This window comes from Streptomyces sp. NPDC059994, assembly GCF_042737755.1.
GTDB lineage: Bacteria > Actinomycetota > Actinomycetes > Streptomycetales > Streptomycetaceae > Streptomyces.
The window spans coordinates 136002-156678 of record NZ_JBHWUR010000004.1 but is presented as its reverse complement, the minus strand read 5'-3'; the positions used below and the strand labels follow the sequence as shown (position 1 = coordinate 156678).

The 20677-nt window shown below is 70.0% G+C and carries 21 protein-coding genes and 3 pseudogenes; 10 read left to right on the top strand and 14 right to left on the bottom strand.

What is annotated here, in order from left to right:
* Positions 1 to 12 precede the first annotated feature (12 nt).
* Positions 13 to 249: a hypothetical protein gene (locus ACFWA7_RS03975; protein ID WP_385820715.1), complete on the bottom strand. Its 237-nt coding sequence runs from the start codon at positions 247 to 249 to the stop codon at positions 13 to 15.
* Positions 250 to 300: 51 nt separating this feature from the next.
* Positions 301 to 801: a hypothetical protein gene (locus ACFWA7_RS03970; protein WP_385533769.1), complete on the bottom strand. Its 501-nt coding sequence runs from the start codon at positions 799 to 801 to the stop codon at positions 301 to 303.
* A 338-nt stretch (positions 802 to 1139) separates the two neighbouring features.
* On the opposite strand from ACFWA7_RS03970, the gene ACFWA7_RS03965 reads away from it, so the two are divergent.
* Positions 1140 to 1982 (top strand): oxaloacetate decarboxylase, encoded by an 843-nt coding sequence (locus ACFWA7_RS03965; RefSeq protein WP_385533766.1) that lies wholly within the window; start codon positions 1140 to 1142, stop codon positions 1980 to 1982.
* Between the two features lie 149 nt (positions 1983 to 2131).
* Here the strand turns inward: ACFWA7_RS03965 and ACFWA7_RS03960 are convergent, their stop codons facing one another.
* Complete coding sequence (locus tag ACFWA7_RS03960) at positions 2132 to 2497, bottom strand: GNAT family N-acetyltransferase (RefSeq protein WP_385533763.1); 366 nt, start codon at positions 2495 to 2497, stop codon at positions 2132 to 2134.
* Positions 2498 to 3045: 548 nt separating this feature from the next.
* Between ACFWA7_RS03960 and ACFWA7_RS03955 the strand changes: the two genes are divergently transcribed.
* Positions 3046 to 3837 (top strand): phytanoyl-CoA dioxygenase family protein, encoded by a 792-nt coding sequence (locus ACFWA7_RS03955; protein ID WP_385533760.1) that lies wholly within the window; start codon positions 3046 to 3048, stop codon positions 3835 to 3837.
* Between the two features lie 771 nt (positions 3838 to 4608).
* Here the strand turns inward: ACFWA7_RS03955 and ACFWA7_RS03950 are convergent.
* The 3 genes from ACFWA7_RS03950 to ACFWA7_RS03940 form a co-directional block, all read right to left on the bottom strand.
* Complete coding sequence (locus ACFWA7_RS03950) at positions 4609 to 5346, bottom strand: VOC family protein (protein ID WP_385533757.1); 738 nt, start codon at positions 5344 to 5346, stop codon at positions 4609 to 4611.
* A 106-nt stretch (positions 5347 to 5452) separates the two neighbouring features.
* Complete coding sequence (locus ACFWA7_RS03945; RefSeq protein WP_385820713.1) at positions 5453 to 5680, bottom strand: hypothetical protein; 228 nt, start codon at positions 5678 to 5680, stop codon at positions 5453 to 5455.
* Between the two features lie 72 nt (positions 5681 to 5752).
* The gene (locus ACFWA7_RS03940) at positions 5753 to 6337 is read right to left on the bottom strand and encodes a DDE-type integrase/transposase/recombinase (RefSeq protein ID WP_385820770.1); all 585 of its coding nucleotides are present in this window, start codon (positions 6335 to 6337) and stop codon (positions 5753 to 5755) included.
* A 462-nt stretch (positions 6338 to 6799) separates the two neighbouring features.
* On the opposite strand from ACFWA7_RS03940, the gene ACFWA7_RS03935 reads away from it, so the two are divergent.
* Genes ACFWA7_RS03935 through ACFWA7_RS03920 form a run of 4 tightly spaced genes read left to right on the top strand, consistent with a single transcriptional unit; the run spans position 6800 to position 8706 of the window.
* Positions 6800 to 7756 (top strand): RNA polymerase subunit sigma-70, encoded by a 957-nt coding sequence (locus ACFWA7_RS03935; RefSeq protein WP_385820710.1) that lies wholly within the window; start codon positions 6800 to 6802, stop codon positions 7754 to 7756.
* Between the two features lie 55 nt (positions 7757 to 7811).
* Entirely contained in the window at positions 7812 to 8051 is a 240-nt protein-coding gene (locus tag ACFWA7_RS03930; protein ID WP_385820708.1) for a hypothetical protein, read from the top strand.
* Complete coding sequence (locus tag ACFWA7_RS03925) at positions 7958 to 8377, top strand: dihydrofolate reductase family protein (RefSeq protein ID WP_385820768.1); 420 nt, start codon at positions 7958 to 7960, stop codon at positions 8375 to 8377. The genes ACFWA7_RS03930 and ACFWA7_RS03925 overlap by 94 nt, the downstream gene beginning before the upstream one ends.
* Entirely contained in the window at positions 8374 to 8706 is a 333-nt protein-coding gene (locus ACFWA7_RS03920) for a hypothetical protein (RefSeq protein ID WP_385820706.1), read from the top strand. Before ACFWA7_RS03925 ends, ACFWA7_RS03920 begins: the two co-directional genes overlap by 4 nt.
* 124 nt (positions 8707 to 8830) lie before the next feature.
* On the opposite strand, the gene ACFWA7_RS03915 is transcribed toward ACFWA7_RS03920, so the two are convergent.
* Together ACFWA7_RS03915 and ACFWA7_RS03910 are read right to left on the bottom strand one after the other, a co-directional pair.
* Entirely contained in the window at positions 8831 to 9196 is a 366-nt protein-coding gene (locus tag ACFWA7_RS03915; protein WP_385820704.1) for a hypothetical protein, read from the bottom strand.
* A 991-nt stretch (positions 9197 to 10187) separates the two neighbouring features.
* On the bottom strand, positions 10188 to 10613 hold the full coding sequence (locus ACFWA7_RS03910) for a hypothetical protein (RefSeq protein ID WP_385533737.1): 426 nt from the start codon (positions 10611 to 10613) through the stop codon (positions 10188 to 10190).
* Positions 10614 to 11451: 838 nt separating this feature from the next.
* Between ACFWA7_RS03910 and ACFWA7_RS03905 the strand changes: the two genes are divergently transcribed.
* A complete protein-coding gene (locus tag ACFWA7_RS03905) occupies positions 11452 to 13482 on the top strand; it encodes a M6 family metalloprotease domain-containing protein (RefSeq protein WP_385820702.1) in 2031 nt (676 codons plus the stop codon).
* Between the two features lie 270 nt (positions 13483 to 13752).
* Here ACFWA7_RS03905 and ACFWA7_RS03900 read toward each other — a convergent pair whose 3' ends face one another.
* Positions 13753 to 14547, bottom strand: a complete 795-nt coding sequence (locus ACFWA7_RS03900; protein WP_385820700.1) for an alpha/beta fold hydrolase — start codon at positions 14545 to 14547, stop codon at positions 13753 to 13755.
* 103 nt (positions 14548 to 14650) lie between these two features.
* Positions 14651 to 15409: an alpha/beta fold hydrolase gene (locus tag ACFWA7_RS03895; RefSeq protein WP_385820698.1), complete on the bottom strand. Its 759-nt coding sequence runs from the start codon at positions 15407 to 15409 to the stop codon at positions 14651 to 14653.
* A 512-nt stretch (positions 15410 to 15921) separates the two neighbouring features.
* Here ACFWA7_RS03895 and ACFWA7_RS03890 point away from each other — a divergent pair.
* Positions 15922 to 16115, top strand: a pseudogene (locus ACFWA7_RS03890) (Tn3 family transposase); the annotation flags it as partial.
* 68 nt (positions 16116 to 16183) lie between these two features.
* Here ACFWA7_RS03890 and ACFWA7_RS03885 read toward each other — a convergent pair.
* Together ACFWA7_RS03885 and ACFWA7_RS03880 are read right to left on the bottom strand one after the other, a co-directional pair.
* Complete coding sequence (locus tag ACFWA7_RS03885; RefSeq protein WP_385533723.1) at positions 16184 to 17470, bottom strand: MFS transporter; 1287 nt, start codon at positions 17468 to 17470, stop codon at positions 16184 to 16186.
* Positions 17467 to 18006, bottom strand: a complete 540-nt coding sequence (locus ACFWA7_RS03880) for a winged helix-turn-helix domain-containing protein (RefSeq protein WP_327318749.1) — start codon at positions 18004 to 18006, stop codon at positions 17467 to 17469. The genes ACFWA7_RS03885 and ACFWA7_RS03880 overlap by 4 nt, the downstream gene beginning before the upstream one ends.
* Before the next feature lie 102 nt (positions 18007 to 18108).
* Here ACFWA7_RS03880 and ACFWA7_RS03875 point away from each other — a divergent pair.
* Positions 18109 to 18420: pseudogene (locus ACFWA7_RS03875) on the top strand (transposase); the annotation flags it as partial.
* Positions 18421 to 18657: 237 nt separating this feature from the next.
* Here the strand turns inward: ACFWA7_RS03875 and ACFWA7_RS03870 are convergent.
* Both ACFWA7_RS03870 and ACFWA7_RS03865 read right to left on the bottom strand, forming a co-directional pair.
* Positions 18658 to 18883 (bottom strand): annotated as a pseudogene (locus ACFWA7_RS03870) (IS5/IS1182 family transposase); the annotation flags it as partial.
* A gap of 23 nt (positions 18884 to 18906) precedes the next feature.
* Positions 18907 to 20286, bottom strand: a complete 1380-nt coding sequence (locus tag ACFWA7_RS03865) for a tetratricopeptide repeat protein (RefSeq protein ID WP_385820696.1) — start codon at positions 20284 to 20286, stop codon at positions 18907 to 18909.
* A gap of 131 nt (positions 20287 to 20417) precedes the next feature.
* Here ACFWA7_RS03865 and ACFWA7_RS03860 point away from each other — a divergent pair, with 131 nt between their 5' ends.
* Positions 20418 to 20546 (top strand): hypothetical protein, encoded by a 129-nt coding sequence (locus ACFWA7_RS03860; RefSeq protein ID WP_385533713.1) that lies wholly within the window; start codon positions 20418 to 20420, stop codon positions 20544 to 20546.
* Positions 20547 to 20677: the final 131 nt, after the last annotated feature.

The window sequence follows — 20677 nt, the reverse complement described above, 5'->3', positions numbered from 1 at the left end:
CCCGGGCCACGATCACAACGACCGCAGGAAAACACCTAGACCCTCGCCCGCCTCTGGCCGGCACCAGTCGTAGTCCGCCCGGCGCTTCCGTGATCCTGCGCCCGTAGCGGCTGTGCGTCCGCGCAGCGCGTCGACAGCGTCCCGCGCCCCGGACCCGCGAAAGTCACCGCGTCCTTCGTGCTCGCCGCTCTCCACCAGCACATGCTCCACCACCACCGTCGTCAGATGCGGGCACAGCAACTCCAGCAAGTCCCCTCCTCACCGTGGTGACCGGACAGGTGATGGGCGCACGGTCCTCGGTCAGGTCCGGGTGGCCGGGGTCTCGGTGGGCACGGGGTCCTGCTGGTCGCCTTCGACAGGGCGGGTGCGGTACATCGCCCAGCCGACCAGGGCCGCGGACACGAGGGTGGGCACGGTCCCGGAGACGGTGACCGCTTCCCGGAACTGGCCGGTCTGCTCCGGGCTCCAGCGCCCCGCGTTCCCGGCGAACAGGGCGGCGAGCACGGTGCCGACCACAGCGACCCCGACCGCTGCGGCGACCTCGGCGGCGGTGTCGATCAGCGCCGCGCCGGTGTAGGTGCGGTTGCGGGGCCGGCCGTTGAGCACGTTGCCCCCGGCGACGACGGCCCACGGTGCCCACGATCCGGAGCCCATGTCTTCGAACAGGGTGGGGGCGACGAGAGCGAGCACGATCGTTGCGGTGCCCAGCACGCCGCCGGTCAGGTCCGCCGGCGCTCGATGCAGGTCGGCTTCGTCGTCGGCCGGGACGCCGATGCGGATACCGGCGATCGCGAGCGCCACGACCGGTACCCGAACGCAACCGGATCGGCAGGCGCACCCATGGTCTGGCTGAGCCGGGCGGGATCGCTGCCTCGCCCCTGTGCGCCGATATGACGCGCGCGGGTGCGAATCACCGCTGCCGCAGGCCGTGGTCAACGACCTCGGCGGCTGCTGTTGCACGCAGGACGTCCGGAGACGGCCGCGACTGGAACATCATCTCCCTGCAACTACCCCTCCAGCCAAAGCCGTTGACGGGAATCGCTACCGTTACGTGGCAAGCCGCCGGGTAGAGGCGTTCCTTGCCATGGCGTCATGATCCACATGTGGCTGGAGGGGTTCTGTTGACTGGTGGCACGACCTTGAAGACCTTGTTGGAGGGCCGGGAGATCGTTCTGGCCCCGGGAGCGCCCGACTCGATCACTGCTCGGCTCGTGGAGGCGGCCGGCTTCCCCGCGGTGTATATGACGGGTTTCGGCGCGACCGCCAGCCGACTGGGAATGCCGGACATCGGGCTGCTCAGCCAAACGGAGATGACCGAGCACGCACGCAACATGACCCGTGCGGTAGCGATCCCGGTGATCGCGGATGCCGACACCGGCTACGGCGGCCCCAGCAACATCGACCGTACCGTGCACGAATTCCTCTCCGCCGGTGCGGCGGCGATCCACCTCGAAGACCAGGCCATGCCCAAACGGTGCGGCCAGACGAGCGGCGTGCGGCTGCTCGACGCGGAAAGCAGCGTCAAGCGTCTGAGGTGCGCGCTGGAGGCACGTGGGTCGGCGGACATGCTGGTCATCGGCCGCACTGACGCCCTTCCCGCGCAGGGAATCAACGAAGCGGTCCGGCGCGCCCGCCTCTATCAGGACGCGGGTGCTGACCTGGTCTTCGTGGACGGCATCAAGAAGATCAGCGAACTGGAGGCGGTGGCCGCGGCGGTCGAGGGCCCGAAAGTGGTGTCCGTCGTCGACGGCAACGAGACCACCCGACTGACCGCCACGGACCTCCAGGAACTCGGCTTCTCCCTGGCCTTCTACGCCGTGACGGCTCTGTTCACCGCCACGCGGGCCGTCGCTGACGCCCTCTCCCACCTCCGGGCCGCGGGCACGCCCGCCGGTGGTCCCCCGCAACACAGTTACACGGAGTTCTCCCAACTCGTCGGTGCCGACCTCCACACCGACCTCGACGACCGGTTCGGCGGCTGAGGCCCGACCGTGGTACGGAGTAGTCTCCGCCGGGACCGTGGGTGTTCGCCCGGCCGTCACCGCTGTGCGTCCACGTGCCGGCATCGCCGGTTCATCGCGGGTTGCGGCCGCCTCGGCGACCCGGGGCCCGGGACTCGCCATCTATCCGGTCAGGTCAGTTGCTTGTGCATCACGATGCAGGGCCGGGCGTGCTGGACGTCGAGGCGGCGGTCGATCTCCTGCCGGCCGAGCGAGCGCCAGAAGGCCGAAGCCGTCGGATTGTTCTCCAGAACCGCGAGACGGACGGCGTTCCTGCCCTGCTTCCGGAAGCGGTTCTCGATCAGGTACGCCAAGAGGCGGCCCGTCCCGCGTCGCTGCTGATCTCCGTGCACGATGAGCAGACCGATCCATGGATATCCGTCCTTGGGGTGCTCGTGCAGCAGAGACACCACGCCCGCCACCCGGCCCTCCGGGTCGCGGGCGAGCAGCACCTCGACACCCGCCGTGCCCATCTCCTCTCGCAGATCTGCTTCCACCCGATCGATGCGGATGTCGTCAGGGTCGTATTCACCAGCGACACGGCTCGCTCGTGGAGCGAGTACGGCCGGATCTGTCTTGCCGGTCCGGCGAACGTATGGGGCCGTGCAACTGCTGAGGTCTGCGGGTTGGCAGGGTCACGATCGCCGACGGTCCATGGCTTGTCCAGGCTGGGCAGCGGCCACCAGAAGATCCTGTGCCGCATCAGCGGTCGCCGAACTGGTCCATGAGCAGCTGACCGTGTGGGCCCCGTACGAGCCCGAACCACAGGATGCCACTCCGCTCTCCGCCAAGCGTCGATGTGGCGTCGGGCATGACAGCCGCGCGGGTGCGGCCCGAGCCCGTCAGCGCCTGAAGGCCAGTGGCAGGCGACGGCGAACGTTGAACCTCGTGCTCGCCGAGTCCGTCGTCAGCCCCGTGGTCCTGGGCCTGCGGGGCGATTGCTTCCGGTCGGGCGGAGGAGCCGGAAGCGGCTCGGTGATCACCCGACAATGGTGGTGCGGAAAATGTCGGGTGCCCGGAACCAGTGCCGCCGCATGATAAGGGCATGGATGACACGACCTTGGTATCCCGCTTCCTGCGCGACGGCTTCGTGATGCTGAAGGGCGCCGTCGCGCCACGCGTGGCAGCGGACTGCGCACGGCTGCTGTGGCGAGAGACGGGCTGCGCCCCAGACAATGCAGCAACGTGGACGCAGCCCGTGCACTGGGTGCCCGGAATGGCGCAGGGCCCGTTCGCCGCCGCACCCAACTCCCCCGCCCTGCACCGCGCGTACGACCTGCTCGTCGGCGCGGGACGCTGGGAGCCACGCTACTCGCTGGGTACGTTCCCGCTGCGCTTCCCGCACGAGGAGGAGCCGGACGACGCCGGGTGGCACATCGAGGGGAGCTACCTGCCGGACGGCGAGAGCTGGTACTTCACCAACCTGCGCTCCCGGGGCCGGGCGTTGCTGATGCTGTTCCTGTTCAGCGAGGTCGGTGAGCAGGACGCCCCGACCCGGATCCGGGTCGGCTCACACCTCGACGTGCCGAAGGTGCTGGAGCAGTACGGGGAAGACGGAGCGAGCGGGCTGGCTCTTGCGCCCGATCTGGTGGCGGCGTCCGACCACCGGCCACTCGCCCTCGCCACCGGGTCTCCGGGCGACGTCTTCCTGTGTCATCCGTTCCTGGTGCACGCTGCGCAACCGCACCATGGCGTGCGACCGCGCTTCATGGCGCAACCGCCTCTGATGCCGGCCGCGCCGTACGAACTGGAGCGGGCCGACGGCGCGTACTCGCCCGTGGAGATCGCGATCCGTCGGGGCCTGGGGCAGGACACCCCCGTCACCGGCCTCGACTGAGAATCACTCAAGCTTTTCCGCGAGAGGCCGGCGCAGCACAGACCTCGGTGAGGATCGCGAAGGAGGTGGTCACCATCCGCGCCGCCAGGGCCGGCGGCATCACCGCGTGGGTGGTCTTTGCTGTGCGCCATCCCGGTGCGGATCTGGCGCCCGTAGTCGAGGTACTCCGCCTGCCGGGCAACGTTTGACCGATCTCACTGGGCTGTGACCGCTCGCCGCTGACCAGCTGGCTGCGAGCCGGGCCCGGGGAAGGCCGGCCGGCTCGGCGACCAGTGCGGGCTTGGTGGTCGGCCGATCAGAAGTGGGGCGTCGTCGAAGAGGAGATCGAGGGGATCACCCTCGTATCCGACGATGAGACAGGCCTCGGCCACTGGTCCCTGGGAGAGCTGACGGCATGCGTCCGCAGCGTCACGGAATAGCGGCCAGAGCCTTGGATGCGGCCACCCCTGATCGGGAGTTGCCCCACACATGCTCGATGGCTCTCCACAGCCATGCCTGGCCTGGCCGGGCGTCACAGGGGCGGCCGGCCGATGGACAACCCGTTCCGGGGGCGGGGCGGACTGTCCATGGTGGCCGAGGGCCAGCGGGTGGCGCCGCCGTAGGCGGCGGGGCCGTACGGGCACCGACGGCTACGGCCCGCTCGTGGCCTTCCTGGTGTCCAATGACGCGCGCTGGATCACCCGGGGACACCGTCCCCGTCTCCGGCGGCATGCGCTGACGCCACGTGGTCTGCGCCGCTGACCCGAAACCGGCCGGAGCCTTTGCTCAGGGTCAGCGAGGGGTGAGGAGGCAGAATTCGCTGCCTTCCGGGTCGGCCAGAACCGTCCAGGAGATGGCGGACTGGTCGATGCCGGGGTCGGTGGCTCCCAGGGCGCGTAGTCGGGCTTCCTCTGCTGCCAGGTCGTCACCGGGGTAGGGGCAGACGTCGAGGTGGACGCGGTTCCACACGCTCTTGGTGTCGGGGGTGCGGAGGAATTCCAGGTAGGGGCCGACGCCCTTGGCGGAGCGCATGGTCGCGTGGTCGTCGGTGACCTCGTGCAGCGTCCAGTCCATCGCCTCGCCCCAGAACCGGGCCATCTCTCGTGGGTCGGTGCAGTCGACCACCACCGCGGCGATCGGCCCGGTGTCCTGGTAGATCGGGCGGGGCTCCAGGACGCAGAACTCGTTGCCCTCCGGGTCGGCCATGACCGTCCAGGGGACGTCGCCCTGACCCACGTCGGCGAGCGTCGCGCCGAGATCCTTCAGGCGTGCGACCAACTCCGCCTGATGGGCGGTCGAGGTGGTGGCCAGATCAAGGTGCACCCGGTTCTTGACCGTTTTGGGTTCCTGGCGGGCGATGATGTCGATGCAGACGGCCACGGGGTCGGGGTAGGCGAAGCCCACGGGTTCGAGGTTGGTCACTCCGGGTCCCTCGCTGTCGATACCCCAGCCGAGTGCCTCCGCCCAGAACCGGCCGAGCACGGAGTCGTCCTGGGCCTTCATATTGATCTGCACAAGTCGTGTTGCCATGCCGCAGATCCTAGAAGCTGTCGCCGGCCCGGGCCACCGCGATCAGACGTGTGCTCGACCCGGGACTGACCGTGGTCGCCCTCGTCGAGACTGTGCGAGTTCTCGTTCACGAAGGCGAGCCCGGGCCGCGGCCGCGGCGTGTGGTTGTCCGACGGCACAATCGTGCGGCCTGTCGGCGGGCCAGCCCTTTGGCCGTGCTGCACTGCTCGCCATCGGTGGCGCCGCACTTCTCGCGCGACAGCTGCTGGACCTCGACGGCCACTGCGGCGTCCCGCTCCCTGCGGCGCCGGGCGAAGGCCTCCTTGGACGCCCTGCCGACACGGATACCGTCCATCGCCGGGTACGTCGTGGTCGGCCCGCCGGGACGCTGGCATCCTGGCGCGAGCCGGACCAACTGCCAGACGGGTCAGCACGATCGCCGGACCGTCGTAGCGGGTCTCCGGACTGCAACCCTGAAGGTGCTTCGGACAGCACAGCGTTTCGCGCGGGGCCGCCGAGTGTCACGCGCTCCCTTACCGCGCCATCGCCCCGCCCTGGGCCGCCGCATACTCTGCCGCGACAGCGAACCGCGGTCGCTGTGGTGAACCAGACCCGCGCCCTTCTTGATGCCTCGCCGCCACAGGGCCATCTCCAGTACGTCCAGCGGGGGGCGCATGTGGGTGGCGAGCTGCCATCCGACGGTCATCCGCGCGTACACGTCCAGGGCGAAGGCGACGTCTGCCCAGCCCGACCAGGTGCGGATATATGTGAGGTCGGCGACCCGCAGCTGGTTCGGCCGACTCGCGGTGCAACACCGGCTGGCCAAGTCGGGCGGCCTGGGCGCGGACGGTTCGGGGATCGTGGTGCGGCGCCGTTGGCTGCGGATCACGCCGTCCAGGCCGTCGTCCCTGATGAGGCACTCGACGGTGCACCGGGCCGCCGTAATGCCCTCACGTTGCAGCTGGCGGTGGATGCGCTGGGCTCCGTGGGTTCCACCGGAAGCGTCATGGATGCGGCGGACGTGCTCGATGAGGTGTTCGTCGCGCAGGCACCAGGGCGGACTTCGCGGGAGAACCCGGCCTCACCGGTCCCCCAGGCTCCGGCAGTCCACCTTCGCCGCCGCTGCCCCGACAACTGGCGCGTGTGCCTGGACGTCCAACGCCGCCTGGCCACCGACTCCTTCTCCATCAAGTTCAGCGTGCTGAACTGAGCTGGCGTCAGGGGCGCGAACCACCGGCAAGCGCGAGGGACAGGACCCGTCCGTCGCCAGCATGTACTGGCCCTCGCCGAGCACGAGAAGACCCCGGCGCACCCGGAGGCCGTCGCGACGGCACACGCTGGCTTCGCGTCCCTTCAGCAGCGCGACCGCGGCCCCGTGCAGTTGCTCAGCGGTACATGTCCGCTCGCCGCGGCGATACGAGGACAGGGCCGTCAGGTTCTGCCGAAGCGTGCTTGCGGGCAGGCCGAGAGCGGCGTGCGGCATGATGAGCCCGTGGATTTCGAGCTGTACCGGGGTGAGCTGCTGGCGTTCTGCTATCGGATGCTGGGTTCGTTCCACGAGGCCGAGGACCTGGTTCAGGAGACGTTGCTGCGTGCCTGGAAGGCCCGGGAGCGGTATGACCCGGCGCGCGCGTCGGTGCGGACGTGGCTGTACCGGATCGCGACCAGCGCGTGCCTGACCGCGCTGGAAGGGCGCGGTCGGCGCCCGCTGCCCTCCGGGCTGGGCGCGCCGAGCGACGATCCGGAGGCGCCGCTGGCGCCGGCGCTCGACGTCCCCTGGATGGAGCCGTTTCCCGACGCGCGGTTCGACGTGCAGGCTTGGGCCGACCTGCGCCTTGCCTGGGTGGCGGCGGTGCAGTCCATTCCGGCGCGGCAGCGCGCCGTGCTCGTGCTGCGGGAAGTGCTGGAGTTCACCGCGGCCGAGGTCGCCGGGCAGCTGGGGACCACGGTCGCGGCGGTCAACAGCGCGTTGCAACGCGCACGTGCCGCCCTCGCGGGTGTGGGTGATCTCGATACGGTGTGCGAGCCGCACGATCCCGAGGTGCGCGCGGTGGTCCAGCGGTACGTGCGGGCGTTCGAGGCCGCCGACGTGCCCGCACTGGTGCGGCTGCTGGCCGACGACGCGGTCCTGGAGATGCCGCCGGTCCCGCTGTGGTACCGGGGCAGAAGCGACTACGGCCTGTTCCTGGCCCGCGTCTTCCGGACGCGCGGAACCGGCTGGGTCATGCGGGAGCTCACGGCGAACGGGCAGCCGATGCTCGCAGCGTACGCGCCGGAGCCCGGCGGCGGGCACCGGCTGCACACCCTCCAGGTGCTCACCGTCACCGGCGGCCAGGTCACGTACAACGTCGTCTTCGCCGACCCGCGCGTCTTCGACGCCTTCGGGCTCCCGCAGCAGATTTTCGTCGACGATTTCCCGCAGGAACGATGAGTCCAGCAGGTGCCGCCGGTATGTACCGGTGAGCACCTGACCGAAAGGATTCACCGTGAGCGTCACCGTCATCGAGTTCATCACCCTGGACGGGATCGTGTCCGACCCCGACGGCTCTGCCGGCACGCTGCTGGGCGGCTGGGCGTTCCGGTACGGCCCTGAAGCCGTCGCCGGAGACACAAGTTCCGACTCGGCCGCACTCTGGACGACGGGGTCCTGCTGCTCGGGCGCGCGACCTGGCAGCTCTTCTCGCGGCTGTGGCCCGGACGCCACGACCCGTTCGCCCAGCGCATGAACGCCGTCCCGAAGCTGGTCGCCTCCCGCACGCTCACCGACGCCGACACCGCGGCGTGGGCAAACTCGCGGGTCCTCACAGAGGACGTCCTCGACGCCGTCAAGCGCGAAGCACGCGACGTGGTCATCACCGGGAGCCTCAGCCTCGTGCATCAGCTCATGGCCGAGGACCTGATCGACGAGTACCGGCTGCTGACCTTCCCCACCGTCCTCGGCACGGGCGACCGGCTCTTCCCCGCCGGCAGCCCTCAGGCGGAGTTGGAATGCCTGTCCGCGGAACAGGTTGGCGCCGCCGCCCTCACCCGCCACCGCAGGGCCGCCCGATGACCGCCCGCTTCATGGCCCTTTACGAGGCGCCCACCGACCCCCGCCGCGATGCTCGCCTCCTGTCGCTGTGGTGGTGGAAGCCCGGCTCGGACATGGCAGGCGGCGACCGCGTCGGGGAGATCCGCCTCCCGCACAGCAAGGCAGCCCCGGAACAGGAACTCGCCACCACTCTCAACCGTCAAGCTGAAACGCTGGTGCCGCCTCGCGGCTTGCGAGACGGCACCAGCTCGTCGGGCAGCTCGGGAGATTGGTCAGCGCGGCCTGGAGATCTGCCTGGTGCCGACGTACAGGGCACCGCGCGGGACCAGGTCGTCATGCTGCCATCCTGACCCACCTCATCGACCGAACCCCTGGGGGCCCGCCCCGCGGTAGCCGGAGTCGACGCATAGCGAAAATGGGCCCTGAGCCATACGGAAGCCGTGCCGTTGACACGCGGGCGACATACAGCCGCTCTCAGCCGAACAGCCGTCGCCGTTTCTCCGGTCGCGGCGGCTCGGGTGCCGGTGCGACCTTGCCGGTTCCGACGAGTTGGGCCACGGAGAGGCGGAAGTGCTGGGAGTGATAGCCCTCCCTGATCGCGACCAGCCAGGAATGATCGGCCAACTGGTAGATCCTGCGTATGTGCGGCCTGTCCGCGCGGTAGTACCGCCGCGTGGGAAGGTGTGTCTGAAGGAGTTCCCTGGCCCAGGCGCAGGCGTGCTCCTTGTCCCGCGCCTTGTGCTCGGCGGCGAGCTGCCAGCGGTAGATGTCATGGCCGTCGGCGTAGCCCACATCGTCGTCCTGCTCAATCAGGACGTACCACGATCCGTCGGATGTCATTCCAGCTGCCCCCTTGACCAATTCCGGTCAGAGTAGCCGCTGGTCGATCAGACCACCTCCCCGGCGGGCTCCGGGACATGGTGCCGCTCTCCGCCACGGCTGGGAAACCACAGCCCGGTACGTCTGGTCTGACAGAAGGCCAGGCGAAAGGCGCTGACGCCGGCCTGGTGTCCAACCCCCCGAGGCTGTGCCAACGATGAACCTCGACGACACTCCCGCACGGCCCCCACTCGGCCATGCTCCGGACTGCCTGGACGTCACCTTTCGCGATGCCGGATAGGCACCTGAAACAGCGGTACTGGGCCTGTCCGGAGCACTACTGCCCGGTCCCGCCCGGGTCAGCCGAACAGCTCATGGAGGACAGGAACGCCGCCTCTGAAGGCGAACACGGTTCGGATCGCGGCGACCAGACCGCTGTGCGAACCCTTCGGTGCCCCTTGCGGTCACCCTTTCCTGTGCGTGGCCGGTCCCCCGGCTTCGACGAGATCAACTTCCTTGCGGACAAGAGCTTCCCGAACGCCGACACCCACACACCAAGATCGGCGCCCGGCAACCGGGCATCTGACTGGCTTCCTCGGCGCGAAGCCCGCCCACGGGCCGCGTGCCGGCCCGGCTCCGGTGACGGCCGTCGCGTGCCGGCTGGCCCTGCGGGGGTGCCCTACCTCACCGGTACGAGCCTGACGCCGGTCTCCTGGTTGTTCATAGTCACCTTCGCCTTCTGCACGTTGATGCTGCGGTACACCACCCCTTGTTGCCCTTCGCCGCGTACATCCACCGGCGGCGGACGGACGTGTCGTCGTTCACGGTGGGGGGGCGCGGTCGCCGCCCACGAACAAGCCGAGGCCGCGGGCAACGCGGGGGTGAGTGCCCAGGCCCACACCTGTCTGGGCCGACTCACGCTGACACTCGAAGGCCTGGCCGCAGCCGAGGGAGCGTTGCGCACCGCCATTGCCTCGGAGCACCGGATGGCCTGCACCTGGGTTCGCGGGAGTCATGCCATGCCCAGCCAGCCTTCCAGCACGGCCTCGCGCTCACGGGATCGCAGGACTTCACCAGGCTGGGCGTCGTTCCACCAGTTCGTCAGGGCGGCAGGCGAGGACTCGCCGCGCGTGAAACGGGCGAGCAGCCCCAAAGACAGATCGACTTCTCGCTGGGTATAGGCGGTCGCGGCGCCGGAGAACACCGGGGACTCGATACGGTCCCCCTGTGTCGTGGTGATGGCGACTGTCATCTCGGCCGGGCTGCCGGGAACCCACGCGTCGAGGGCTGCGGCGGCCACGGACAGTCCGCGGGTCGCCCACCGCACGAGCGTGGAGCGGACCGGGGCTTCCGTCACTTGGAGATCCATCACAGCCGACCAGCGCCACGCCTGCGGCGCGGGGCCGGTGATCCGCACGCCCACTGGGGAGAGCAGCACACCCGGTTCCCCCGTTGCGGGAGGCGTGCCCAGGTACACCCTTTCCCCGCTGACCCAGAAGAGGCCCACGGTGCTACCCGTTCGGTCGGCTGCATGGGTAGGCGGTGACGGTTCCACATTCAACTCCATCTCTTGGGGCGCTGCGCGGCGATCATGCCGAAGCAACCGACCCTAGACGCACCGCGACTGGGACTCAACGTAATCGCGCCACCAGGGCTTTTGCCGTGCGCAGCGCCCGACGCGGGGCTCGGTGCGGGCGGTCGGACAGCTTGACTGCCAGGTGATATTGGCCGGTAAGAGCCCGGCCGGCACCGGCTCACCGTACCGATACGACCGCGCCTTCCCGTAGACCGACAACGTCCCCGTGAACGAGACCTTCTCGGTCACACCGGGGCAACTGGCCATCCTCCACTACGCGTTGCACACCGGCGCCTCGTGTATTCGGACCGTCCGGTCCAGCATCGCCACCTCGCGCACTCGCCCGACCAGCCGCGCAGTGCCTGCCACTCCATCCCCCCGGCCGCGTGGACGATGGCGCGTCTCAAGGACATCACCGGCGTACGACAGCGTCCAGGCTCCGGACCGGTCACGCCCGCGGCCTCGCGACCGCTTCGCGGAGCACCGTCTGCCCGGCAGGTGGTGTTCCGGCCGCGGTGGCGCGACCCCGGCCGGGGTCGCGCAGGCGCTCTGGCGTCATGCCTGTCCACGGCTCTACCGTGGCACCGGGAACGCACCCCACCACAGTTCGTATCATTTGTCATGAACGCGCCATTCCCTGCCCTGTCATTCACCGCACACCGTGACCCTGATGACTCCAGGCAAGAGGTGAGCCATGTTCGTGCACCGCAGACGCCCGCAACGACCACGTCGACTGCGTCGGCTCAGTGTCGTCACCCTGCTCCTCGGCGTCGTCGCAGCCGTCGCAGCCGGGCCCGCCCGGGCGACGCCGGATGCCGCGCCTTGGGGCCCGCCCCTGGTCCGGCCGGTCGACCCTCAGCACTGGCGCAACCCCGACGACATGACCTGGGCCGAATACCGCTCCGTCCCGGGCACGGACTGGGCGAACCCCGACCGCCAGCCCACCCGGCGCAAGTTCAAAGGCGCTCTCGTACTGCTGGACTACTCCGACGAGGAGTTCTCGGTCACCCAGGCCGCCGGCGCCGCCAAGTTCGGCAATCCACTGCCCAGCGCGTCCGGCATCCCCCGCGCCCAGCTCCCCAAGTTCTACGAGGACTTCCTCAACAAGCCCGGCACGCTCAACCACGGCCACACCATCAACGAGTACTGGATGGAGGATTCCGGCGGCCGCTTCGGCGTCGGCCTGACCGCCTTCGGCGCCTACCGCATGCCGGGCAAGTCCTACCAGTACGGCATCGAGCCCGGCATGAACCCCGGAGCCTGCCCCGTGGGCGAAACCTGCGGCAAGGACATCCGCGCCGACGGCAAACGGGCCTGGGTCGCCGACGTGGGCGCCGGCAGAGCCGGCGAGTTCGACTTCGTCTTCTACCTCACCGCCGGAGTGGACGAGTCCTCCGCCTGGCAGGAGTTCGGGCCGATGAAGTTCGCCTCCGCCCAGGACGTGCCGGCCGCCTGGGGACCCCCGTCACCCATCGCCTCCGGACAAAACGCGGCACGGACCCGCTATGTGCCATGGACGTCCTGGCAGGCGGCCGCCCGTATCTGGCCCAACGCCGCAAACGGCTCCTCCACCCAGGCCGAGAGCTCCGGCATGGCCACCTTCGCCCATGAACTCAGCCACATCCTGGGCATCGGCGACAACTACAACAACCCCTACGGGACACCACTCAGCCGCTCCTACACCGGCATCTGGGGCATGCTCTCGCGCGGCTCGTTCAACGGCCCCGGCGGGCCGCACACCCGCTGGCAGGTTCCCGCCACCGCGGGCGGCTCCATGGGCGCCCAGCACGTCCTGCGCGACAAGCTCAAACTCGGCATGGTCGACGAGCGGAACATCCTGCGCCTGGACCGCGACGCCCTCAAGGACTCCGGCCCCGTCGTCGCCCGCGTCACCGCCCGCTCCGCCCCGCCCGGAGAGAAAGGGCTCACCGGCGTCAACATCACCATGGCCCGCGACCAGTCGCCGGCCTGCGACCGGGCCACCGACCCGCTGTGCGACGGCGGCGGCTACGACAACTACACCGTCGAGGTCGTCGACCGCATGGGCATGGACTCCTTCACACCGGACAGCGGCGTCCTCCTCAGCAAGACCAAGAACGCCGACCGCGCGCCGTTCGCCTGGGTGGTCGACGCCCACCCCGAAGACATCGGCCTGGTGGACTTCACCCGCCCCGACGGCACTCCGCAGAAGATCACGATGGGCGACTACCGGCAGCTCAGCGACGCGCTCTTCCACGCGGGAGCGGACTCCGGCAGCTCGTACGAGTACGTCGACGAGGCCAACCGGCTGCACTTCTACGTCCTCAACGTGCGACGCGACGCCACCGGCGTACTCTCCTACGACATCGGCATCAAGTCCATGGACGGAGTCGGCCCGCAGCCCCGCGCAGTCGCCCTCGGCAAGGGCTCCGTCACGAGCGCGCCCGCCACGGGCCGGGCCGTGTGCACCTTCAGCCTCGCCAACACCGGGCAGCCCGACCCGCACAACCAGCCGCACCTGTCCTCCGACATCTACCGCCTGACCGCCACCACCTCGCAACGCGGCTGGTCGGCCTGGCTCCCCAACCGCCTCGCCGCCGCGGCCGCCGGCACCTCCGTCCCCGTCGACGTCGCCGTCACCGCGAAGCCGGGCGCCGAACGCACGGGCGCCGTCATCCTCACCGCCCGCTCGGAGAGCGACCCGGCCAAGACAGCCCAGGCCACCTGCTCGCTGCCGAAACCGGGCAGGTGACCTCTCCCGCACAGGGCAAGGGGCGACCGGGCCGCTTCCGGCCCGGCTGCCCCACGCCCTGGCAACAGCGGCGGCCATCAACATGCCGCAAGTACGTCGACAGCGGCGGGAACTGAACCTGGACATCGACGTCGGCGCGGTACGCGTCGGAACGGTCACGTGTGGTGCTGAAGCACAGAAGCCGGTCCCATGCGCCGGTAGCTGGTACGGGCGAAGCTGAGAGCGTCGACCAGGCCAAAGCCACCGTCGGACGTGGACGGTGCCGCGCCCCTATGCGACGGGATGGCCCAGGACGAAATCGCGCACGAGTGCTGCCACGTGTCGGCGAGCCTCGAAGGTGACGCCGTGCCGAGTGTGCGGCAGGATCTCCAGGCGCGCCCCCGGGATCCGGGCCGCCATGAACTCGGCGACCGTGGGCCGGATGACCAAGTCGTCCGCCCCGTGCAGAACGAGCGTGGGAGCAGTGATCTCCGCCAGGCGGGCGGTGCAGTCATGGCCGTGCGCCGCTGCCGCGCGGCGCGCGTCGGCGTCAGCGGGGCGGCTGCGCAGGGCGCGCCTAAGATCGGCCACGAGTTCCGGGTCGGCTGCCTGGCCCTCGGGGGTGAGCACCAGGTCCAGTATGAATTGCGTGTGCTCGCCGGGTTGGAGGGTGGCGATGCGGTCGGTGACGCTCTCGGTCATGGCCAGGCTCGGGGTCGTCCCGGCCAGGATGAGCGAGGCGATGCGTCCCGGGTGGCGGAGTGCCAGCTGCATGGCGATCATTCCGCCGAACGAGGCACCCAGGACGTGTACGCGCTCGTGGCCCAGCGCCTGAACGAGGTTGGCGCAGTCGTCGGCCAGCCGGGCCAGGTCGTACGGCTCGGGCCCGTTGCGGGTATCGCCGGTGTCGCGCTGGTCGTAGCTGATCGCGCGGATACCGTCGCCCAACCATGGCCGGAAGGTGTCGAACTGGCCGCGGTGCCCCTCACCCCCGTGCAGCAGAACCAGCGGTTCGCCCTCGCCGGACGTGAGGTAAGCGGTCTCGACTCCATCGACCGTCGTTCGCTGGAACACCCTGGAACTCACGTACGCATCCTCCCAACATCCGCTGACAGCCCTGTCCAGGGCCCCGCTTGCTATGAACGCTCGGCCAACCTGTCCGCCGCCTCCCTCACCCTCGCCGCCACACTCATCCGCTGGAAGAACCTCGCCACGTGGCACTCTTGCGCAGGAAGGCCTCAAGCTGTCCGGCGAAGCCCGGTGCTCCGGCGACGAAGTGACCGGCGCCCGGATGCACGCTGCGCTTGCCACCGAGGGCATCCGCGAGTGCGTCGCAGATCCTCTCGAACGCGGCCGCGTGGTCTCCGGACGCGACGAGCACCGGGACGCCGGCGTCCCGGATCGCGACGAGCTGTGGGCGCGCCTCGCTGGTCGGCCTACCACCGTGCGCCCGCCGAACCCCGGCGACCACCTCCTTGGGTAGCGGGCCGTCGCCGATGGGCGCGCCCGCGAGATGGAGGAACTCTCGCAGCTCGGCCGGGTCCATGTCCATCCCGTGAGTGAGGACCGCATCGCCTATGCGGTCGAGCCGCGCCACCTCGGGATCGTCAGGGACAAGGTAGTTGAGCGGCGGCTCGATCAACGTGAGCGAGCGCACGCTGCCCGGCGCGGCAGCGGCCGCGATCAACGTCCCGAGGACGCCGTAGGAGTGGGCGACCACATGCGGGCGGCCGGCAAGCAACGGCGCCAGGTCCAGGGCATCCACCTCGAAGTCCTGACGCTCCTGCGGTGGTGGACTCGGCGGATAGCCGCGGCGATGGACGTATGCCAGCGTCCACCTCTCCGCCAGGGCAGCGACAGCACCCCACGTCGTCCGCGGGCCGGCACCGCCATGCACCAGCAGGACCTCCGGCCCAGAGCCCTCGCGCACCACCACGATCTCGCCCACGGAAGCGAGGATAACGGCGCCCGGTCAGACACCGCGCTCAAGCGTGTTGCAGAAGGCTCGGTGCGGGCCATTTTGCCGGTATGGGTGGGGTGTTGCGGCCCGGGACGACGAGCTCACCAGCGGAGGCCAGGCACTCGCCAACGCCCAGGCAGCCAAGTTCTGCGGGAGACCGGCCCGATCAGATCCCAGAGCCGGTCCTCGACCACCCGCTGTGTCGCAGTCCTCGCCACGACGGGGCACGATCGCGGATCTGGCTCACAAGATCACGTAACGTCACATCCGGCGTGGCGCAGGAGCACACTCTCGCTGTGTTGACTCGCAGCGTCTGGGGCCGGCTCGTGGCTGGTGCTGGGCCGGACATGACCGCGACGAGATCGCACGGCTCGTCGACGACGAGGCGGTGCCAGCACCCCGGGGGGACCACAATCGCGGTGCCGGGACCTGGCTCAACGAGCGCTCGGATCCGGATGTTCGGCCGCGAGGGCCACCTCACCCCGCTCGGCGCGGCGTTCGCCCGTGCGATCTGCCACGGCGGCCGGGGCCAGATCGCCAGGCGTACGGGGAGGGCCTGGAGGACCAGCTCACCGCCCTCGGCCTGGTCCTCAACGCCGTCGTCCTGTGGAACACCCGCCACCTGGATGCCGCCACCGCCCAGCTCCGCGCCGAGGGCCACGACATCAAGGGCGAGGACGTGGCCCGCCTCTCCCGACGCTCCGGGCCGAGGCGGGCAACGCCGAGCTGGGCTCAGCACTGGCTCAACGACCTCGCGGAACCCTAAATGGCACCCTCCTGAACGGGGTCCCGGGATTCCGGGTGATCTGGATCACCGGCCGGAGCGGCGGCACGCAGCGCCGCCTCAACCTGGCGGTTGCTGGTCATGGTCGACGTGACGGCGGTCATGGTGAGGAGGAGGCCGGCGGCGGTGTAGAGCGGGGTGCGTACGTCGTAGGTGGTGGCCAGCCAGCCGCCGAGGAAGGCGCCGAACGGGGCGGCGCACATGGCGAGCATGCGGGAGGTGGAGGCGACCCGGCCCATCAGGTGGGCGGGGACGATCGCCTGTCGGAGGGAGGGGCCGAGCACCATCGTGGCGCCCATGCCCGCTCCGCACACGGCGAGGGCGAGGCCGGCGGCGTACGGGTTCGGGGCGGCGGCAAGGCCCAGGATGGCGAGTCCCTCGACTGCGGCCGTGCAGGTCAGCGCGGTGCCGGTGCCGAGTCGCCGGCCGAGGAAGGAGGCGATGCCCGCGCCGAGCAGACCGCCGGTGGCCTCCGCCGTGAGGAGCAGGCCGAAGCCGAAGGTGTCGATGCCGAGACGGTCGTGCGCGAAGAGGGCGAGTACGGTCTCCACGGCGAGGAAGGCGATGTTCCCGACCGCCGGACGCAGCGCGAGCCCGAGCAGCAACCGATCCCGGAATACGTACGAGGCGCCGGCCCGCGCCTGCCGCAGCAGCGACTCACGGGCCTGCGGTACGGGCCGGGGTGCGGCGGGCAGCGACCGTACGAGCAGTGCGGAGAGCGCGAACGACACCGCGTCGGCGAGCAGCGGAACCGCCCGACCGAGCGCGAGCAGGGCACTGCCCGCAGGCGGCCCCGCGAAGCCGGACGCCGCGGTCTGGGTGCCGCGCAGGCGGGAGTTGGCACGCTCCAGGAGCGCGGGGTCGCGGCCGAGCAGATCCGGCAGATAGGCCGTGGCGGCCGTGTCGAAGAAGAGTCCGCCGAGGCCGAGCAGGAAGGCGACGGCCGCGAGCAGTGGAATGCTCAGCACGCCGAGCGCGGCCGCTGCCGCCGGTATCGCGAGCAGCACCGCACGCGCCGCGTCCGCGACCCACATCGTGCGCCGACGGTCCCAGCGGTCCACCAGCGCACCGCCGAGCACCCCGAAGAGCAGCCACGGCAGCGTTCCGGCGGCCGTGACGACGGCGAGCGCCATCGGGTCCCGCGTCAACGTCAACGCGAGCAGCGGCAGGGCGGCATGCGACACCCCGTCACCGAGCGAGGACACCGTCTGCGCGGTCCACAGCCGTGCGAACCCGGTCGGCAACTTCCGGACTTCTGAGGTCACTTGGCGTCCCCTTCGGCCTGCTCGCGCGGTGTCGGGTGGAACAGCGCGAAGACGAGTGACGCGTCCGGCAGCGACGGATCGGACAGCTCCCGGTACTCGTCCGCCAGTGCCTGCAGCCGCGCGCCCAGCTCCGCGAACTGCTCCTCGGTGAGCCGCAGATGCGCCATCCGTACGTGCCGCTCGCCATCCACCGGCGCTGCCTCCAGGTCCGCCACCGCATGCCGCATCAGCACATCCGGCCCTCCCTCGCCCGGATCCGGCAGCACGATCGCCCGCGCGGCCATTGCGTAGTACCGCTCGGTGACCCCCCGGACCTTCCGCGTTCGTACCACCTTCACCAGGCCGGCCCGCTCCAGCAGCCGTACGTGGTAGCTGGAACTCCCCTTCGCAAGGCCCACTCGCTCGGCGATCTGCGTAATCGTCGCGGGCTCGAAGCGGAGCACGGCCATGATCCGGTGACGCGTGAGATTGGAAACGGCGCGTAGCTGCTCGTCAGTGGTGACGTGGAACGTCTCGGGAAGATCATCGGTAGGCATGCCCCTAATGGTCAACACTTCTTGACCATTAGGCAAGGGGTTTTGCTCGGGCTTCCGGAATCGGCTGTCCAGCACGCGAGGCCTTCGCTCCTGCACTCTCCCCGCAGCCACATCTCCGCACGCAGACTCGCCCGCATGCTGCTCGCCAGACCCGACAACCTCAAGGCCGAGCATCACGAGCTCCCGGCCAAGCTCACCGCCGCATGCCCGGAGACAACCCAACTTGCCAGCCTCACCCGGGCTTTCGCCCAGCGCCTGAAGCCTCACCCAGCAAATGCCGACGCGCTCGAACTCTGGATCACCAAGGTCCGCGCAGCCGGTCTGCCCCACCTGCACGCCTTCACCCGGGGCCTGGAACGAGACCGTGACGCCGTAAACGCCGCGTTCACACTCCCGTACGGCAACGGCCCCACCGGGGTAGAGGTCGAGGGCAGCGGTGAAGCTGGAGATTGCCTGGTCATAGCGGCCGGCGTGACGGTGGGACTCTCCGCAGGAGGTGAGGGCCCAGGCGTCATTGGGGGTCGAGGTCGAGCACGGCAGTGAAGTCAGCCACGGCCTGGTCATAGCTGCCCACCGCACAGTGGGCGCGCCCACGTTGGGAGAGGGCCCAGGAATAGGTGGGGTCGAGGTCGGGCGCGGCAGGGCCGAGCCGGAACGGCAGACGGTGGAGCCGACCGAGACCGTCCAGTCGATGTCGTCCAACGACCCGAGCTCATCGGGCGGATCGCACCAGGGCGAGCAAGGTTCGGCACTTCCATACGCTGGCTTCAAGCGTGCGGCGGTGGCCGGTCCATCGCCGGCCACGGACCGGATCGGCTGACACCAGCGGCTCGATCCGGTCCCACATCACAGCAGTGACTACAGATCGGACAGACAAATCCGATCACAGGCGTGGCCGCCTCACGGCGACGACGGTCGCGCTGGAGCTCTCGTCTGGTTCATGTCGCCGATCATCTGCCACAGCCGCAGCGCCCGCCCTCGGTGCTGGTGCGCCAGGTGGTGGAAGCCCGCGGCGGCGTCCAGGTCGCCGATCAGCTGCCAGCACGTGGCCTCGTCCTGGCGGTCACCGTGCCGCTGGAAAACACCCGCCGCGCGCTCCAATGCCGGACTCGCCCGGTCCCGGTCGTGTTGACCGGCGTACACGCGGCCGACTTCCAGCAGCGTGTACGCGGCGCACCGCTCGTCGGCCAGTTCCTCGAAGGTGGCCAACGCCTGCCACAGGCAGCGCAGCGCCTCGTCCGGATTACCGCGCCGATCGTGCAGTCGACTGAACCGCCGCAGCACGACGGCCACGCGATGCCCGTCGCCCAGCGCCCTGGCCTGACTCAAGGCCGCGTCGAACCAGAACTCCGCCTCGTCGAGTTCACCCTGCATGAGCTTCATCACGGCCATGGAGCAGGACAGCCGCGCTTCGATGTGCCGGTCGCCCTCACCGGCCGCGATGGCCAGCGCGCGCTCGACACGTTCGAGGGCTTCGTCGTCACGGCCCTGTACGCGGCTGACCGTACTCAGCATGGCCATCGAAAGCGCCTGGCCGTGTTTGTCCCCACCGTCCTGGCACAGCCCGAGGGAGGACTCCAGGGCGCGGGTGGCCCGGTCGAACTCGTCTTGGTAGATATGCAGCTGGCCAAGACCGCGTAGCAGCACCGATGCGCCGCGCACGTTGCCGGCGGCCTCGGCCGCGTCCAACGCGAGCCGGTGCCCATGCTGCCAGTCCTGATAGAGACACCGGTGGTCGTAGTAGGTCGCCGCGCCCGCCGCCAGCTCCCAGGCCAACTCGTCCAGGCCCCAGTCGACGGCCAGTTTCACCGCGCCGAGCAGGTTGCCGCGCTCTGTGTCGAACCACCCGACCGGGTCGGCCATCAGCCGGTCCACGACCGCATCGGGCAGCGACCGGCGCGGTGCCAGACCGGGAGCGGCGGCCAGCAGCCCGCCAGGCAGCCAATCAGTGCCGCGCCCGATCAGCTCAAGCCAAACGGACAGCACCCGGGTGATCGCGTCCCGCTTGTCCGCCGTCGGCAGCGGGGCGGCGATCTTCACGGCACACGTCCTGATCAGGTCGTGCAGCCGGTAGCGCGGCTCGCCGAGGGCATCGGTGGCGGTCAGCCGAACCAGGCTGGCGTGGACGAGGGTGTCCAGCACTTCCTCGCCGTCCGAGCGGTCCAGCAGCGGGCCGACCACCCAGCCGGGCAGGGTGTAGGCGCCGAGCAGACCCAGCAGACTCAGCGCGCGCACCGCGTCAGCCGACAGCAGCCGTACGGCAGCCACCGGCAGGTGCAATCGCCAACGTTGGCTGCAACAACACCCTGCATGAGTACAGCCACACCCACGACTACTGCTAAGCCGGCGTCGGTGACGGCTGGGCAAACATCTCAGAGGTGTGGAAGACGAGCTCGGGGAACAGCGGAAGCGTGACCGACATCAGCGTGCACGGGGTCAACCACAACATCCCCTTGAGCGCGGGGATGACCGTCAACTACGAGCAGCGCTACGGGTTCTGGGGGAACGTGTACGGGGTTCACATCAAGTGCATCCCGTAGCGGATCGGGGGCCGCGGGGGGCGCCCGCGGCCCCCCGCCGCGCTTTGCACCGGCGGGGTGTGTTTGGGGTGCGGCGGGGGGGGGTGAAGATTATTAACACAACGGGTGGTGCGTTGTAGGGGGGGGTGCCC

Coding starts and splice junctions, on each gene's coding strand:
- ACFWA7_RS03955 (WP_385533760.1), top strand. CDS start 3,046: ATGGATGACACGACCTTGGTATCCCGCTTCCTGCGCGACGGCTTCGTG.
- ACFWA7_RS03950 (WP_385533757.1), bottom strand. CDS start 5,346: ATGGCAACACGACTTGTGCAGATCAATATGAAGGCCCAGGACGACTCC.
- ACFWA7_RS03945 (WP_385820713.1), bottom strand. CDS start 5,680: ATGGACGGTATCCGTGTCGGCAGGGCGTCCAAGGAGGCCTTCGCCCGG.
- ACFWA7_RS03920 (WP_385820706.1), top strand. CDS start 8,374: ATGACCGCCCGCTTCATGGCCCTTTACGAGGCGCCCACCGACCCCCGC.
- ACFWA7_RS03915 (WP_385820704.1), bottom strand. CDS start 9,196: ATGACATCCGACGGATCGTGGTACGTCCTGATTGAGCAGGACGACGAT.
- ACFWA7_RS03880 (WP_327318749.1), bottom strand. CDS start 18,006: ATGCCTACCGATGATCTTCCCGAGACGTTCCACGTCACCACTGACGAG.